The 16486-nt window shown below is 55.8% G+C and carries 13 protein-coding genes; 8 read left to right on the top strand and 5 right to left on the bottom strand.

From position 1 onward, the window contains the following. Positions 1-24 precede the first annotated feature (24 nt). Both fliP and K1718_RS11120 read left to right on the top strand, forming a co-directional pair. Positions 25-741 (top strand): flagellar type III secretion system pore protein FliP, encoded by a 717-nt coding sequence (gene fliP / locus K1718_RS11125; protein ID WP_265684689.1) that lies wholly within the window; start codon positions 25-27, stop codon positions 739-741. A gap of 139 nt (positions 742-880) precedes the next feature. Continuing rightward, positions 881-1951 (top strand): DUF2336 domain-containing protein, encoded by a 1071-nt coding sequence (locus K1718_RS11120; RefSeq protein ID WP_265684443.1) that lies wholly within the window; start codon positions 881-883, stop codon positions 1949-1951. A 105-nt stretch (positions 1952-2056) separates the two neighbouring features. On the opposite strand, the gene K1718_RS11115 is transcribed toward K1718_RS11120, so the two are convergent. The 5 genes from K1718_RS11115 to K1718_RS11095 all read right to left on the bottom strand — a co-directional run bounded on the left by K1718_RS11115 (position 2057) and on the right by K1718_RS11095 (position 9476). Then, positions 2057-6328 (bottom strand): hypothetical protein, encoded by a 4272-nt coding sequence (locus K1718_RS11115; RefSeq protein ID WP_265684442.1) that lies wholly within the window; start codon positions 6326-6328, stop codon positions 2057-2059. Between the two features lie 109 nt (positions 6329-6437). Beyond that, a complete protein-coding gene (locus K1718_RS11110) occupies positions 6438-7151 on the bottom strand; it encodes a MotE family protein (protein WP_265684441.1) in 714 nt (237 codons plus the stop codon). After that, the gene (locus K1718_RS11105) at positions 7148-7723 is read right to left on the bottom strand and encodes a DUF6468 domain-containing protein (protein WP_265684440.1); all 576 of its coding nucleotides are present in this window, start codon (positions 7721-7723) and stop codon (positions 7148-7150) included. Before K1718_RS11105 ends, K1718_RS11110 begins: the two co-directional genes overlap by 4 nt. After that, positions 7720-8916 carry a flagellar motor switch protein FliM gene (gene fliM / locus K1718_RS11100; protein WP_247649414.1) on the bottom strand — a complete coding sequence of 399 codons (1197 nt, stop codon included), beginning with the start codon at positions 8914-8916 and terminating at the stop codon, positions 7720-7722. The genes K1718_RS11105 and fliM overlap by 4 nt, the downstream gene beginning before the upstream one ends. A gap of 50 nt (positions 8917-8966) precedes the next feature. After that, the gene (locus tag K1718_RS11095; protein ID WP_152500977.1) at positions 8967-9476 is read right to left on the bottom strand and encodes a flagellar basal body-associated FliL family protein; all 510 of its coding nucleotides are present in this window, start codon (positions 9474-9476) and stop codon (positions 8967-8969) included. 326 nt (positions 9477-9802) lie between these two features. Between K1718_RS11095 and K1718_RS11090 the strand changes: the two genes are divergently transcribed. The 6 genes from K1718_RS11090 (at position 9803) to K1718_RS11065 (ending at position 16335) form a co-directional block, all read left to right on the top strand. Then, positions 9803-10501, top strand: a complete 699-nt coding sequence (locus K1718_RS11090) for a flagellar hook-basal body complex protein (protein WP_209006901.1) — start codon at positions 9803-9805, stop codon at positions 10499-10501. 22 nt (positions 10502-10523) lie between these two features. Then, entirely contained in the window at positions 10524-11306 is a 783-nt protein-coding gene (flgG, locus tag K1718_RS11085) for a flagellar basal-body rod protein FlgG (protein WP_152500975.1), read from the top strand. Between the two features lie 14 nt (positions 11307-11320). Next, positions 11321-12304 carry a flagellar basal body P-ring formation chaperone FlgA gene (gene flgA / locus K1718_RS11080; protein WP_265684439.1) on the top strand — a complete coding sequence of 328 codons (984 nt, stop codon included), beginning with the start codon at positions 11321-11323 and terminating at the stop codon, positions 12302-12304. Continuing rightward, positions 12304-13053: a flagellar basal body L-ring protein FlgH gene (gene flgH, locus K1718_RS11075; protein ID WP_152500973.1), complete on the top strand. Its 750-nt coding sequence runs from the start codon at positions 12304-12306 to the stop codon at positions 13051-13053. The genes flgA and flgH overlap by 1 nt, the downstream gene beginning before the upstream one ends. Positions 13054-13342: 289 nt before the next feature. After that, a complete protein-coding gene (locus K1718_RS11070) occupies positions 13343-14149 on the top strand; it encodes a lytic murein transglycosylase (RefSeq protein ID WP_265684438.1) in 807 nt (268 codons plus the stop codon). Positions 14150-14352: 203 nt separating this feature from the next. After that, positions 14353-16335 carry a bifunctional 2',3'-cyclic-nucleotide 2'-phosphodiesterase/3'-nucleotidase gene (locus tag K1718_RS11065; protein WP_265684437.1) on the top strand — a complete coding sequence of 661 codons (1983 nt, stop codon included), beginning with the start codon at positions 14353-14355 and terminating at the stop codon, positions 16333-16335. Positions 16336-16486: the final 151 nt, after the last annotated feature.

Genomic DNA, 16486 nt, shown 5'->3' with positions numbered 1-16486 from the left:
TGGAACCGGTGGTCTTTGGTTGCAATGCTGACGGCCGTATTTTTGGCCGTCTTTGCATTTCCCGCAGCCGCACAAGAAATTTCCGTCGGTTTCGGCGAAGACGCGACACTGACGGAACGCGCCGTTCAGCTGGTCATACTGCTGACCATACTGTCGCTCGCACCATCCATTCTCGTAATGGTCACAAGCTTTACCCGAATTGTCGTTGTGCTGTCGCTGCTGCGGTCGGCAATTGGTCTGCAGACTGCGCCTCCCAACATGGTGATGGTCAGTCTGGCGCTGTTTCTGTCCGCGTTCATCATGATGCCAACATTGCAGGCTGCCTATGAAGCCGGCGTTCAGCCCATGATCGATGGCGACATTGAGTTTGACCAGGCATATGAACGCGCGTCGGAACCTTTCCGGGATTTCATGCTGTCACAGGTCCGCGAAAAGGACCTTGCCCTGTTTCAGGAACTCTCCGGGCGCGATGCACCCGAAAGCCCGGATGATCTTGCGATGGCAACGCTCATTCCTGCTTTCATGATCTCGGAGTTGCGCAGGGCTTTCGAAATCGGGTTCCTGCTTTATCTTCCCTTTCTCATCATCGATCTCGTAATCGCTTCAGTGCTCATGTCCATGGGTATGATGATGTTGCCTCCGGTTGTTATCTCGCTACCCTTCAAGCTGATTTTCTTTGTTCTGGTTGATGGCTGGAACCTGGTTGCCGGCTCTTTGGTGAAGAGTTTCGGGGGCGGTTAGCGTCTTCAAAGGAGTGCCTGAATTTCGCAAATCCAGGCACAGACGGCTAACTTTAAAAGTAGAAGAAAATTAACATAGTAATGTAACTATTATTCTTAATCTTCGGGCTGTTCCGCCCGTGTAATCTATTGGAAGATCGGTGATACAGGAACAACTTGAGCAACTTGCCCGGATACGAGAGCCGGAAGCAAGGTCAAGGCTCATCAGAACGCTCGTTGGCGAATATGCCCGCTCTGAGGATCACGACCCCTCGGAAACGGAGCGTGAACTGTTTTCCCGGATCGTCCTGTCCGTCTTTGAACAACTTGACCGCTCGGCACGATACGAACTTGTCGTTCGGCTTGCCAAAACAGATCGCATCATTCCAGATCTCGCTGACCGTCTGGCAAAAGAAGACTACGAGCTTTCTGAGCCCGTCATTGAATGCTCGCCCATGATCAGTCAGGGAGAGTTGATGCAGATCGCGAAAGCCGGCGGGAACAACAAACGGCTGTCCGTTGCACGACGTCAGGATCTCAGCGAAGAGATCACCGACACATTGATTGCCCGTAGCAGCCGCAATGTGGTCAATGCGCTCCTTGAAAATCTGGATGCCCCTTTCTCCGTACGCGGAACACTGGCGTTGCTCATCTTCGCCAATACAGAGGCGGAAATCCTTGCAGGCATCGCAAAGCGCGCGATCAAGGATGAAGAGTTTCTGGAAACCCAGATGCATATTCTGGAAACCAACTGCCCGCTCATCCCTGCGCCTCTCAAAAAGGCGCTGGAGTCAGGCGAGCTGAAAAGACTGGCGTCCAGGATCGACGATCCGGAACGCGAAGGTGACATTGAACTGGATGGGCTTCTCTATTCCAGGCATGAGGCCAGCATCCAGATAGCCAACGGCGAGCTGTCCTTTGATGCAATCCTGCGAACCTTGTTTGAACAGGACCGCATGGATGCTGCAATCTGGCTGATCAGCCGCAAGATCAATCTGGCAGATGATGTTGTGGCCGACACTCTGAAGTCGGACGCAGACGGCGCAATTCTAAGGCTGATGTTGCAGACAGGCATCGACGACAAAACCTATCGCGATTTCCTGAAAGCAAGATGTGGCTGGCTGGACCGTAGCAGCCGATCTATCCCTGAACTGGTCATGCGATACAAGGCGGAGCTCAAAAGTCCGCGCCATACCCAGGCCGCACCGCAATTGCAACGCGCTGCCAACTAACTTTCAATTCAAGATTTAAGAGAACTTGTTTCGTGCGCCTGTCGGTGCGTGAAGGGCAATTGACCTGGCTTTAGCGAGCTAGAAGATCACAAATCCAAGTGCTTATCAGCCCGCTGCTTCCTCAGCCTCGGGGCCGGCCGCCGCCTGTCCCCTGTTGCTGTCTGGCGACATGTACTGACGGCGATACTCTTTCAGGAAGGTTTCAAGTGAATCGACATCTGCAAGAGCATTGGCCACTTCCAGGAATTCCACACCCTGCGTCTCAACCGGGCGGGTCACGACCTCAAAGGCCATCGCTTCCTGGCTGTCCGCCATTTTCTTCATGTATTTCGTCTGCAGGCGTTCCAAACTCAATTGGTCGCCAGCAAGGGAGTAAGCAATACCGGCGCGCAGTATGTCACGGCGCTCAAGCTCGCCCAGGGGAATATTGTCAGACCAGCGTGAACCGTGCATGGCCTCCAGCTGTTCGCCCGCATCTCTCCAGCTTTCCGCGGCCCAGAACGTATCTGCGCGCAACCGGTCGACATCAGACCCGCGCATGTTGCGGACCAGCTCCAATGCAAGGTCAGGACGGCCATTTTCGGTGAGTGCCCTCGCCTCGACGATGTTGCGTTGCCGCTCCAGCGTCGAGGGTAAACTTGCTTGCCGGGTCCTGTTCAGGACCCGAAGTGCTTCGTCGGCTTTCCGATCCATCAGATAGATGGCCGCAAGGTCTGCAGCAATTTGTGCACGCGCTGCTCCCTTCAGGCGATTGTCCACCTGATGGCGCAGCAGTTCCGTCGCCTGATCAAGCAGATCCACTTCGACAAGTCGCTTGGCCAAAAGGCGCACCATCTCGTCGCCCTGGCGCCCAATCGGCGTCATTTCGCGGAAGTCGTAGTAAAGAGCCAGCGCTTTGACGGGCTGCATCTCATCTGCTTTGCCGTCAAGGAACAGCGCATTGAAGAGGCCGTTCATCTCTTCCTGCAAGAGACGCGTTGTGTCGGAGTCGGGTTCTGCCTGAACAGCCGATTTCATGGCCTCAAAGGCTTCCCGATATTGCCCCCGTTCCGCATAAAGCTGCGATAGGAAACGCAACGTCTTGAGCTCGATTTCATCCCCGCGCCAGGAAGTGGCGAGGCTGGCAAGCCGCTCGATCGTTTCATCATTGTCGATTTCACCGTCGCGGTACCGGATTCTCAAGGCCCGGTACTCTGCCTCAGCTGAGCGTGGACGGTCGTCAGATCGCGTGACAAGGTCAAACACCGTAAGCGCTTCCTGGGACCGGCCCGAGGCATCGGCGACCCGGCCGCGCAAAATGTCATAGCGTGCGGCCTGCGCCTGGGTGACTTCACTCGGTTCAATTTCAGCCAGAATACCGTTGGCAAGTCCAAAATCGTTGACCTCGACCATCGCCTGCGCAGCTGCAAGCTTGAATTCGGTCTGTATCGCAGATGGATAATTGCCAACAACCGCGCGGCCACGTGGCATCGCGATCCGTGCCGGTGTCCATTTGCCGAGCTTGACGTCCACAATTGTCTGCCAGACCGCAGCGTCTGGGCTGTTTTTCAGATCTGGCCGGTTCAGGTGCATATAGGCTTCTTGAGGACGGTCAGCCATTGTCTGGGCCGCGCCCATCATCAGATTGAACGAGCTGTCTTCGGCAAGTGCAGGCTCTTCCTCGAGCGCCAGCTTCATCAACCCGAGCGCTTCCTGTGCAAACTGATGCGCCAGATAGAAACGCGACAGCGCCATGAGAGGTTTGCGGCGCTTGCCTTCCGGAGATCTTGCAAGCTTTGCCTGCAACTCCAGCAACCTTGACCGGTACGCACCCGGACCTTCCGTGCTCAACGAGACGAATTCGACATTGTTGCTGTCATCCGGCGCAATGATTGAATTGAAAGCGCCAGTGCCGCCGCGCAAATGCCGATTTGAAAGCGAGAGACCGCCTTCTTTTTCAATCATCACATCGTCGCCAAGGATCTTCACCTTCAATTCGTCGGATTTCCCGACGATGGCGATACCCTGCGCGGAACTCAGTGCATCGAGTTCAACAAAGCTTTGCTGCTTCAACAAACCTCTGGGAGGTCCGAAGCCGGTGACAAGTGAAATCTTGTCTCCCACAAACGGGTCGACAACCTGACGAATATTTTGAGGGTCCTGATAGAGAACGCGGAGCACTGAACCGCCATCGCCGCGCACGGTCCGTTCCAGCTGCAGAGGCCGGGAAGGTTCCAGGATCATGTCCCCGATAACCAGCGACCATGCATTTCCGTCTGCGCCAACAGTCGCAAGAACCGGATCGTTCATGTCAAGGCGGAGGATCTGGTAGTCTTCGAAGTGCTTGACAGCGATGGCGTCCACCGTCTCGGCAAGCGCTGCCGCCATGCCCCGTGTATCGATGGTGGCATCGGTGTCGAAAACCAACCAGATACTGTCATTGCGGCGAAAGACTGCACTGGAAACAGGTTCTGAAAACGGAAAGACAACTCTTACCGTGTTGCCGATCCGGCGCGCTTCGGCAGACACGATCTTACGGGCTTCTGCCGCAAAACTCGCTGGCGGCGTTTCCGGTGAAGGCATCTCGTTGGCCTCGCGGCCGCCTTGGGCGCGCCAGACCTCTGGTGCGTTTTCCGGGCGTGAAGGCAGTTGAATACCTGCAGGCACCTCACCGCCGCCAAACGTGCGCTGCTCCTGAACCTGCACAGCTCCATTTGGAACGGGCACCTCAGGCTGGCTGTCCGGCACAGCGGCTTCGACAGGCTCCAATGTTGGAATGCCATTGCTCACGGGCGTGGCTTGCGTCTGACCAGGCTTCTGCTTGGAAAGGTCCAACATAGGCGCTTTGCGGACGACTTCGTCTCCGGTCGGCGTTTCCTCCCCTGTCTGAGCGCCAGTCTCGGCCTGCGCCAACACCATCGGTGCTGGCTCATTGTCCGCCTCTGTAGTGCTGGCAATTGTCGCTGTGGTCAGGTCGTCGTCTTCGCCTTGTGCGTTACCGGCAACAAGCAAACCAGATGCAACAACTTCTGGTGCAGGAAGCGTTTCGACCGCCGGAGCGGTCGTTGTGGCAACTTGCGGAAGGATGTCGATCTGCGCGTCAGCCGATCGAACATTGGCCGGTGGCCCCGCCTCTGCCGTCAGCTGCGGCGGGGCTGGTTCCTCAAGGTTGGGTTTCGTGCGTGGCACCATGGCAATCTGCTGGTTCGGAACATCGATCGCCTCAGCATCAGTCGGCACCTCGGGGAACACCGCGGCGGCCTGATCAGATTGCTGTGCCTGCGGGACCGCCGCTTCTGGCGTCGCCGCTCCATTGTTGCCGCGCTCGATTGGAACAACGGTATAGGCCGGCGAGTCGTCCGCCGTCGATTCCTTCAAAACACCGCCACTGGCGCTTGATGTTTGTGCCGGAGGCAGACCTCGTGGATCGTCGACTTCACGTGTATCGCGCAAACCGGGCGCGCTGATCATGTTCTTACGGTTTTGATTGTCTTCAACCGACAGCTCTTTGTTGATCAACGCGTTGGCCGGGTCATTCACCTGCATGTTCTCAGGCGTGACGTCGATAACGTAGGTCTGTTCCTCGCGGAAAGCACGGATATCGACCGAGGGTTCGACACGCATCAGAAACTTGAGCTTGCCCTTATCCAGAAAAGACGTTGCATCAATGACACCTTGAGGAAGGTGAGCGCGCAAGTGAGCAATGTCGAGCTGGGCCGGATGATTGAACGTCAGCTTGATGATGTCGTTTTCCCGCACGAAAGCGGTGTCGAACTTGATTGACCAGTCAAACACAAGGCGTGTGAAAGTCGGATGTTCTCCCACGTGCAAGGTAACTTCCGGCCCTTCCTGGGCTTTCAGCCGGGCTTGTTCAAGCGCACGCACCTTGCGCATTGCAGCTTCAGCACGCTTGGCCAGTTCCCGAACGACGTCGTCCGGAAGCCCCGGAGGAAGCCCCTGCCAATCCATTGGCAAAATGTCGACAAAGAGCTTCTCGCCCGCTTCCAGCGTGTTGATCTGGAATTGATTCTTGAGCGCAAAACGGATCGCGCTGCCGTCCGGGTCCCGGCGGGCGATCGTGACATAATCGCCAAGATCAAGCGGCACATCATCAACTTTGATGTCGATCGGTTCTTCGAAGGATATTCTGAGAACGCCGCCCGTGATCACCGCATCGTAGATCGGCAACAGCGTACGGTCTTTGAAAGTCAGGACGATCCGCCCGTAGCGCTCTTCCTGAATGGCATCGAGTTCCACCGGCTCGAGCGTTTCAGCATTGGCTGTTACGCTCGCCGCTGCGGTGAACAGTATCAAGCAAAGAAGTGCAGCGTGAAGAAGACGCAGCAAAGGGCTTGCACTGCCAAGCCCGACAGATCCGTCATTCTTCTGCAATGTCAAGAACGGTACCCGCAAGTTGCCCTGTCCTCAAACGACGCCAACACGCTATTGTTAATGAGCTGTCCTTAACGTGCTCTTACGCGATCCTCTTAAATCCGCTCATTCCTGCTCAATTTGACGGTATTTTTGGGAGCGTGTCGCTCGTTGGAGCCTTTGCCTGCATCTGTTTCTCTGGCTCAGGCACATTCGTCGAATTGCTGGCAATCGCCACAGTGAGCTTTTCAGCAGCTTCCGGAGACATCTTCGCCAGGATCGCCGCCATCTTCCGCGGCTTCATCTGTTGAACGACCTTCATGAGAATGGGCAGACTGAGCCGGTTGAATATGCGCGCTGCATCCTTGGGTTTCATGTTTTCATACATGGTCACAAGGTCAGCGATCTCATCCTTTTCTTTTTGCTTATTCTTTCCGACGGTCTTTTCGATGCGTTGCTCAAGCTTCTTGAGCTCATCAAGACGCTTCTGTATGCGTTCTTCGGTCGCCTGTAGAAGTTTTTCGCGAAGATCAAGTTGACCTTCCTGCTCTTGCAACGTCTCGCGACGCTTGCCCAGGCTTTCCAGTACTGCTCGCTCGGCTGCTGAGCCACCGATTTCCAGGCTGTCCGGCAAGACAGGCTGGTCCGGAGGGGTTCCTCCGCCAGGTGGCGCTGGCGGCGCTGGTGCATCGGCTGCTGCATTTTCAGCCTCGGCACCTTCGGTCTCCTGAGCAAGCGCGGCATTGATGGGAAGACTTGCGCTTTCAGGTCCCGCGACAAACCCGAGAAGCTTGAGCGCAAGCAAAGCACTTGCAGAGATCCCCAGCAATGGAAGCAATCTCAGGTTCATGCAGCGGCACCGTTGCGTTTGCGGAACTGTTCAAGACGCGCTGTTGCTTCCGCCGCAGCGCTTCTGATGTCCGAAGCTCGGCTGTTTCTGGTGCGTTCCGGCTCAGCCGCCGGCGCCATCGGCGCTTGATATGGATCAGTATATGCTGGCGGTGTAGGCCCGCCATATTGCGTTTGCTCTGACGGAGCGCGCACCGGATAGGCTTCGCCTCGCCCACCCATCGCATGACCGGGACTTGCGGAACGCGCAGCTTCGGCAATCTGGGTGATCCTGGTGAAGATCTTCTCTCCTTCACCGATCTGCGAGACCAGCGCACTGGACATTGTTTCTGCTTGTTTCAGGCGGCTACCAAGGGTTTTGTCGGCATCGGCCGCCGTAGTCTTCAGCCCCAGGATTGCCCGTTCAGCGATTTCTGTTGCCGTCATGAGTTCGGAAATGGTTGCCCGAAGCACTTCTTCATCGGCGCGAAGCCTCTGCAGTCTGCGGTTCAGCATCCAGCAGTATCCGATCGTGATCAGCAAAAGTACGGCGACCAGCCCTTCGATGATCATTCCGAGTGGCAATGTGCTCATGGTTGGTCCATTTCGTTTTGCATGGCACGCTCGAAAGCAGCCAGGGTCATTTTCGGCTTGCGCAAATTCTTTGCGACACGGATTGCAATCGCGTCTTCCACTTTTCCAAGCGTCCCTTCCGTCAAGGGAATATTGCCGCATTTGATGGTGACCGAATCCGAGGGTTCAACATCAAAAACAAGCGTTTGCCCAACATCCAGACTCAACACGCGGCCAAGTGGCAGATAGGTCTCGTGAAGAACGGCATCTATGTCGACTTCTGCCGCGTGGATTTCCGTTGCAAGGTGACCTTCCCAGATCGGATCCCGGCCGAACTTTTCGCCCATGAACATCTGCAACAGCAGATCGCGGATCGGCTCCAGCGTTGCATAGGGCATCATGATCTCGACGGAACCGCCGCGATCTTCCATGTCGATCCGCAATTCCACGAGGATCGCCGCATTGGCCGGCCGGGAAATGGCCGCAAATCTCGGATTTGTCTCAAGCCGCTCCAGATTGAAATGGACCGGGGACAACGGAGCAAAAGCCTGCTCGGCATCCTGAAGGATCAGTGCCACCATCTGCTGAACGAGGCCGGTTTCAATTGTGGTGTAAGGCCGCCCTTCAACACGCACTGCGGACGTTCCGCGACCGCCGCCCAGAAGAACGTCAATGATCGAGTAAATCAGGCTAGATTCAACGGTAATCAATCCAAAGCCGTCCCATTCCTCGGCTTTGAATACGCCAAGAATCGCAGGCAGCGGAATGGAATTGAGATAGTCCCCAAACCGTACGGAACTGATTGAATCGAGTGAAACTTCGACGTTGTCCGAGGTGAAATTGCGCAAGGACGTCGTGGTCAGCCGCACAAGGCGGTCAAACACGATTTCCAGCATCGGCAGACGCTCATAGGAGACCATCGCCGAATTGATCAGTGCACGGATCCCGCTCTGATCGCCGGCGATTGTATCTTCGATGTTGAATCCGAGGAGATTGTCGATCTCTTCCTGGTTCAACACACGGTCAGCGCCGCGGGTCGCGTTTTCCAGATCAGGCTCGCTGTCGTCGATCATCGCGGCCCATTGGGCTGCCATGTCATCGGAACTGCCGGCTCCCTGCTCCTCTAGAGCAGCGCCCCAGGCTGCGGCGAGATCTTCGTCATCGTCACCGCCTGCGCCCTGCTCCGCCAGGGCAGCACCCCAAGCGTCGGCCATATCCTCTTCGGACAGATCGTCTTCGTCGTCGACATCAGCCATTCAATTTGTCACTGAACAAGGATTTCCTTGAACAGCACCCCTTCCACCTTCGCCGGATAGACCGACAAATTGATCCGTCTGAGCAATTCTTCCTTCAGACGAAACAAACCGGCAGACCCTTCCAGGTCCGCTGGGCGCAGTTCTCGCAGATAGATCTGAAACGCATCCAGAATGCGTGGCAGATACGGCTGGATCTGATCGATCATTGCCCGATTCTCGACTTCCAGAGCGATGCGAACCTTCAGGTAGGTCGTTCGCCCGTCAGTCGCCAAATTCACTGTCATTTCCGGAAGGTCGTAAAAGACAACCGGCTTTTGCACGGCCTGCGGTGATTCAGGATCACCCGACATGACCATTGGCGCACTGCTTCCCATCAGGAAGTAATATGCGGCACCGCCTGCAGCCAGCAGAACGACCAGACCGATTCCGCCGAACAGGAACAGCTTTTTCTTGCCACCACCGGCAGATTCCGCCTCGTTCTCGCCTTCGTCATCGGCTGCGGCGTTTTCATCAGTCATCCGGAACTCCGCTCAAGCGGGCGTCACGCGCGCGTCTATTTATTACTAAAGAGTTAATGGTTAACGAAAGGTTACCAAGCCATTAACGCGAGTCACCGGGCAAAAATTGCCAAGCGGTTAATTTCTGCCGGAATCTCTTGCCGCACGCATCCGCCTCGTTTGGCTTTTACCCAGATTTCCCAAGGATTTAAAAACTGGCACGCCTCGTGCATTAACCTTAACGAGCCCGCAGATCTGGGGAGATTTGGCCGGCTCATCGGGGAGCATGAAGGGATACGTTCACCATGGAGAACGCTCAGTTAGTCGCCTTATCAAGGCAATCGATCTTGCGGAATCATCTTGATGTGATCGCCAACAACATGGCGAACCTGAACACATCGGGCTTCAAATCGCAGAACTTGCATTTTACAGAATACCTGATGCCGATCGCCGAAGGGTCCGCCTTCGAGCCGGCGGACCAGACCATATCCTACGTCGATATGTTCACGACGCGGACCGACTTCACACCCGGCTCGATCAAGACGACCGGCAACGACTTTGACCTTGCTTTGAACAGCGACGGTTTTTTCGTTGTGCAGATGCCTGATGGCACTGAAGCCTACACACGCAGCGGCACATTCCATCTCGATGACACCGGGCAACTGGTGACTGCGGGCGGCGAGCCCGTCATGACCGAAGGCGGTCCGATCACCTTCTCCGTTGAAGATGGCGGCGTACAGATCACGGAAGACGGAACAATCGCAACCGAGCTTGGCATTCGTGGCAAGATCCGCGTCGTCGATTTTGAAGATGTACGTGAGCTGGAAAAAATCGGCGACACGCTCTTCAAGGGCGAAGATGCGGAACCTGTTCTGGCACCACGCATGGTTCAGGGTGCTTTCGAAAACTCCAATGTCTATGGCGTCACCGAGGTGACGCGTCTTGTCGAAGTTACCCGCGCCTACAACGCGACTTCAAAAGTTGTCAAAGACCTCGATGAGTTGAGACAGCAAGCCATTTCCACACTCGGCAGATTTCAGGCCTGACGCGCTTTAGGGAAGCAGAAAAATGAAAGCACTCCATATCGCCGCAACGGGCATGAAGGCCCAGGAACTGAACGTCGAGGTCATCTCGAACAACGTCGCCAACATGCGCACGACCGGCTTCAAGAAACAGCGCGCCGACTTTCAGGACCTTCTCTACCAAAACCTGCGCCGCATGGGCACGGAGACTTCAGAAGCCGGCACGATCGTTCCGACCGGCATTCAGATCGGGTCCGGCGTGAAGCTGGCTTCAACCGCACGCATCATGTCCCAGGGCTCTCTGGAACAGACCAGCAAGGAACTGGACGTTGCCATTCGCGGAGAAGGTTTCTTCCAAATTGATCTTCCGGACGGTACGACCGCCTACTCACGCGACGGCTCCTTTGAGCGCGACGCAAACGGCCAGCTGGTGACCGTTGATGGCTACACGATCAATCCAGGCATTACCATTCCGGAGAACACGCAGGACATCACGATATCCAACACCGGAGTTGTCCAGGGTGTTGACCAGGGCGGCAACACAGTCCAGCTCGGTCAGCTTCAGCTGGCCCGGTTCGTGAACAAGGCCGGTCTGGAAGCCATTGGTGACAACTTGTTCCTCGAAACAGACGCCAGTGGCGCTGCTGAAAATGGAAACCCCGGCGATCAGGGGTTTGGCAGCGTTCAGCAGTATTTTCTTGAAATGGCCAATGTCGACGCTGTGACCGAGATCGCCGACCTGATCTCCGCCCAGCGTGCTTACGAGATGAACTCACAGATCATCCAGGCCGCTGACGAGATGTACTCCACCACCACGAACCTCCGCTAAGTGGGATGGCTGATATGATGAAATATCTGAAAAAGGCCATCGGCGGCTTTCTACTGGTGGCGATCACCAGCGCCGCATCCTTAGCGGATGACCGCCCGGTGCTGCGCTCTCAGGTCATGACCTTGTCAGAGATCGTGACAGTTGGCGATTTCTATTCAAATGCGGGTCTCCTGGCCTCCAAACCATTGTTCCGGTCTCCAGATATGGGAACATCGGGCAACGTACCGGCTCAGCAGGTTGCTGATCGCGCCCGCGCCGCCGGACTACAGAATGCAGGAACCGATGGCTTGCGCACCGTGGTCGTTCATAGGGGCGCAACCACATTGAACCGCGATCAGCTGTCCGGGCTCGTTCGCTCCGCTCTTGCAGCGCGGGTTGCCGGCATCGATCCGAAAAACCTGGAGATCAAACTGACCCAGGCGCCGGATCGCATTCTTGCTGACCCGAAGGTTCAGGATCCGGTTCGCGTTGATGGCTTCGACTGGTCGCAAACCACAGGACACTTCAAGCTCCGCGCAACAGTGGCTGTGGAACATGGCACCGAACCATTGATCCTTCTTGGGACTGCAATCGAGATGGTGCATGTGGCTGCCCTCGCCCAGCCGTTGCAGCGGGAGGACGTCCTCAGGGAAGAGGATCTGGTCACAATCCGCATGGCAAGAACGAAAGTTCCGTCCGGAGCACTGATCGATGCTGACAGCATTGTCGGGATGGCAGCACGCGTGAACCTGCGCGCCAATGTGCCTCTGGCCCGGAGAAACTTCCAGCGCCCGATCCTCGTGGACCGGGGAGAGAAAGTCACAGTCACTTTCGAAATGCCCGGCATGAAGCTGACCTCACGAGCCAAGGCCATCGATGAAGGCGCAAAAGGTGACGTCATCGATGTGATGAACCTGCAGTCACGGCGCATCGTCCCTGCAACCATCACTTCACGCGGCCACGTACGTGTACATGCCGCCAATCCCATCGTTGCAAGCCTGAACAGCGAGACCAATTGATGTTGAGCACTTCTCACAAAAAAATGCTGGCGGGCATTGCGCTCGCCGCCCTCGCCGCAGGCTGCAGCACCGCAGATCAGCTTGCCGAAGTGGGCAAACAGCCCTCGCTGAATGCCATTCAAGACCCAACAACACAGCCTGGCTATCGGCCCGTGCAGATGCCGATGCCTGAACCCCAGCAAGCCCACTACAATCCGAATTCCCTGTGGCAATCCGGCAGCCGGGCGTTTTTCAAGGATCAGCGCGCGAGCCAGGTAGGCGACATTCTCACAGTCGTTGTCACCATCGACGACGAAGCGCAGATCGACAACGAGACCGAACGCAGCCGCACAGAAGCCAGTGGCGCCGGTGTTGGAGGCGCTCTTGGCACCGCAATCGACACAATCTTTATGCCTGCGACCACCGCGGCAAGCGATCTTGCGAACGTGAACAGCAATTCCACATTCCAGGGTCAAGGCAGCGTCGACAGAGAAGAAACCCTCGAGACAACGATCGCAGCCGTCGTGACCCAGGTTCTGCCGAACGGCAACCTGGTAATCGAAGGCCGTCAGGAAGTCAGGGTCAACTTCGAGGTTCGTGAGTTGATCGTTGCCGGCATCGTCAGGCCGGAAGACATCACTGCAAACAACCGCATTGCCAGCGAACAAATTGCTGAAGCCCGCATTGGCTACGGTGGCCGCGGACAGATCACGACGGTTCAGCAACCACGCGTCGGCAATCAGGTTTTGGACATCTTGTTGCCGTTCTAACGCTGATCGCTTCTTCAGTCCCCCGGCCGGCTGTCGGTGACGTGTTCTAGAAGCGTTGCAGATATCGGCTGATGACGGGCATGGCGTCTCGCTCCCTGAGCGCCATGCCCGTTCTCTTAGTTTCCGGCTCTCCGACAACTTGGGCAATAACAGTCTGACAGTGTTCGACTGCCCAAACATTCTGCCGGAAACAAAAATGATGTGATCGCTTTTGCCCGATTGTCGGGATGACGTGAAGGTAATTTCAGCTACACTAAGACCATAAGTTTATCGGCTCGACGGGGTCCCCATGCGCATTGCTCTATTCTCTCTCTTTACAATCCTTTTCATGAGCGTCACGCCAGCCTTGAGCGCCACGTGTGGCAATGGGCCGGGTGGCTACGAAGCCTGGAAACAATCCTTCATCGCAAACTCTTCAAGCTATGGTTTGAAAGAGCGTGTCGTGAAGAAGGCACTTCAGGGCCTCACCTACAACAAAAAGGTTGTCCGGCTAGACCGGAACCAGAAGTCATTCAAGCTGAGTTTCAAGCAGTTTTATGCCAAGCGGGTCAACAATGCGATGATCAAGCGCGGGCAGAAGCTGGGCAAGACTTATGCCCGTATCTTCAATGGGATTGAGCGCAAATACGGCGTCCCGGCACCAGTGATCCTGGCGATCTGGGGACTGGAAACCAATTATGGCAGCTTTTCCGGAAACATGTCGGTCCTGCGTTCGTTGGCAACTCTTGCTTACGATTGCAGGCGGTCAAAGTTCTTCACGAACGAGCTTGTGAACGCTTTGATGATTGTTCAACGCCGTGACATGACCCCCGCCGAAATGAAAGGCGCCTGGGCCGGAGAAATCGGTCAGACCCAATTTCTCGCCTCTTCCTACATGAAATACGCAGTCGATTGGGACCGAAATGGCAAGCGGGACCTCGTTCGCTCAATTCCCGATGTACTGGCTTCCACCGCCAACTACCTCCAAAAACACGGTTGGCGCCGCGGTCAACCATGGGGACCTGGAACGGCGAACTATCGGGTTCTGAAGAAGTGGAACAAAGCCAGCGTCTACGTTCAGACGATCTCGGTTATGGCGGAAAAGATCGGCAGTTGACTTGATCTTTGGCGTCCGGCCATTTCGCGAGTGACAGTCGCAGTTTTGCCGTCATAAAGTTGTAACTCCGGCAGCGCAAAACCGGGTTCAGCCAGGAGCTGGGGTATTTGGACCCTGAAGGGAAGAATGCCCCAGGTTTCTGCCGTTGTTTCTGATTGCATCAAACCAAAAGACCGGCCTCAAAGCCGACAAGGAGCCTCCAGATGTCCAGCATCAAAAATCTATCCTTATCCCGCCGTACATTGCTTATGGGCGCCGCGGCAACGGGCTTCTCCGCTGTACTTCATCCTTACTCCGTGCTGGCCAAAGAAGGCACTGCCCATATCCGCCTGATGGAGACAACGGATCTCCACGTTCATGTTTTTCCTTATGATTATTATAGCGATCGTCCAATCGATACGGCAGGATTGGCGCGGACAGCCACATTGATCCGGCAGATCCGCGACGAGGCAACCAACTCTGTCCTGGTCGACAATGGAGACTTTCTCCAAGGCAACCCCATGGGTGATTTTGTTGCCTATGAGCGCGGCATGCGCGAAGGCGACATGCATCCGGTAATCAAGGGAATGAATGTCCTTGATTTCGACGCGGCTGCACTCGGCAACCATGAATTCAATTATGGCCTGGACTTCATGATGAAAGTCCTCAATGGCGCCAATTTCCCCATAGTTTGTGCCAACCTGGTCAAGGGTACGACACTTGCCTCAAATGCACGTGGAGACGACCTGTTCCTGAAGCCCTACGTAATCGTCGAAAAGGAAGTCACCGACGGTGCCGGTCAGTCCCACCCGATCAAGATCGGTTTTATCGGCTTCGTTCCACCACAGATCATGAACTGGGACAGGCGACATCTTGAGGGGAATGCCAATGCACGCGACATTGTCGACGCTGCCAAGGCATTCGTTCCGGAGATGCGTGAACAGGGCTGTGACCTTGTAATAGCACTTTCCCACTCGGGCATTGATGCAACCGACTATTCCGAAGGCATGGAAAATGCATCGCTGCACCTGGCGGCGGTTGACGGCATTGATGCGGTCTTTACGGGTCACCATCACCGCGTTTTCCCAGGTCCCGACTACGAAGGTCTCCCGGGTGTCGACTTTGAAAAAGGCACGCTCTTCGGGAAACCGGCCGCAATGGGTGGCTTCTGGGGCTCGCATCTTGGCGTTATCGATCTGATGGTCGAAAGGGACGGCAATGGATGGCGGATCGCCAACTTCATGACAGAAGCACGCCCGATCTACGAAAAAGAAGGTCGCAAGGTCACGCCTCTGGTCGAAAGCCAGCAGGACGTTCTCGACGCCGTCAAGGAAGATCACGAAGCAACCCTTGCCTACGTTAGGCGACCGGTTGGCAAGACATCTGCACCGCTTCACTCTTATTTTGCACTCGTCGCAGATGATCCGAGTGTCCAGATCGTTTCACAAGCCCAGACCTGGTACATTGATCAGATGATGAAGGGCACGGAGTGGGAAGGCCTGCCAATCCTCTCCGCAGCAGCTCCCTTCAAAGCGGGAGGTCGCGGCGGTCCGGACTATTACACCGATGTTCCTGTCGGCGACGTTGCCATCAAGAATGTTGCAGACCTTTACCTCTACCCAAACACGGTGCGCGCCGTTGCCATTAAGGGAAGCACGGTCAAGGAGTGGCTTGAAAGATCTGCAGGGATTTTCCAGCAGGTAGAGGAAGGCGGCAAAGATCAGCCGCTGATCAACCCGGAATTTCCGAGCTACAATTTCGACGTCATTGATGGCATCACTTACGAGATCGACCTTACCCAGCCATCGAAATACGACCCGAATGGTGAATTGATCAATCCGGACGCCAACCGCATCGTCAAGATTGAATTCAATGGTGAACCGCTCAATATGGACGACACATTTGTTGTCGCCACCAACAATTACCGTGCTGGCGGCGGCGGAAATTTCCCCGGCATCAATGACGATGTTGTCGTTTTCGTTGGACCGGACACCAACCGGGACGTTCTCGTGCGCTTTATCGTCGAACAGGGCACCATCAACCCGTCTGCGGACGCAAACTGGTCGTTCAAACCTGTGCCGGACACCACGGTTTTGTTCGAAACGGGCCCGGGCGGTACTGAGCATGCCGGTTCCGTTGAAGGTGTCAGCATTGAGCCTGCTGGCGACGGAACAGACGGTTTCGCTCAGTATCGCATCAAGCTCTGATATTGGAGAGTTGTAGGTTTGCTCTCTCAGTTTCTGAGCAAGCTGTCATCAGACCACTTGGGCGGGCTTGGAGGCCCGCCCGGGCTTTCCTGTGCGACGTGAGCAATTTCAGTTGCCACGTGCCATGGGTCCGACATTCGGACATCAGAAC

Origin of the sequence: Roseibium porphyridii (genome assembly GCF_026191725.2) — a bacterium.
GTDB classification, from domain to species: domain Bacteria; phylum Pseudomonadota; class Alphaproteobacteria; order Rhizobiales; family Stappiaceae; genus Roseibium; species Roseibium porphyridii.
The sequence above is the reverse complement of the archived record's forward strand: the minus strand, read 5'-3'. Positions and strand labels throughout refer to the sequence as shown.

Excerpts from the sequence above, each read along its gene's own strand:
- fliP (WP_265684689.1), top strand. The coding sequence starts at position 25 with ATGCTGACGGCCGTATTTTTGGCCGTCTTTGCATTTCCCGCAGCCGCA.
- K1718_RS11110 (WP_265684441.1), bottom strand. The coding sequence starts at position 7,151 with ATGAACCTGAGATTGCTTCCATTGCTGGGGATCTCTGCAAGTGCTTTG.
- K1718_RS11105 (WP_265684440.1), bottom strand. The coding sequence starts at position 7,723 with ATGAGCACATTGCCACTCGGAATGATCATCGAAGGGCTGGTCGCCGTA.
- fliM (WP_247649414.1), bottom strand. The coding sequence starts at position 8,916 with ATGGCCGACGCTTGGGGTGCTGCCCTGGCGGAGCAGGGCGCAGGCGGT.
- K1718_RS11095 (WP_152500977.1), bottom strand. The coding sequence starts at position 9,476 with ATGACTGATGAAAACGCCGCAGCCGATGACGAAGGCGAGAACGAGGCG.
- flgG (WP_152500975.1), top strand. The coding sequence starts at position 10,524 with ATGAAAGCACTCCATATCGCCGCAACGGGCATGAAGGCCCAGGAACTG.
- flgA (WP_265684439.1), top strand. The coding sequence starts at position 11,321 with ATGATGAAATATCTGAAAAAGGCCATCGGCGGCTTTCTACTGGTGGCG.
- flgH (WP_152500973.1), top strand. The coding sequence starts at position 12,304 with ATGTTGAGCACTTCTCACAAAAAAATGCTGGCGGGCATTGCGCTCGCC.
- K1718_RS11070 (WP_265684438.1), top strand. The coding sequence starts at position 13,343 with ATGCGCATTGCTCTATTCTCTCTCTTTACAATCCTTTTCATGAGCGTC.
- K1718_RS11065 (WP_265684437.1), top strand. The coding sequence starts at position 14,353 with ATGTCCAGCATCAAAAATCTATCCTTATCCCGCCGTACATTGCTTATG.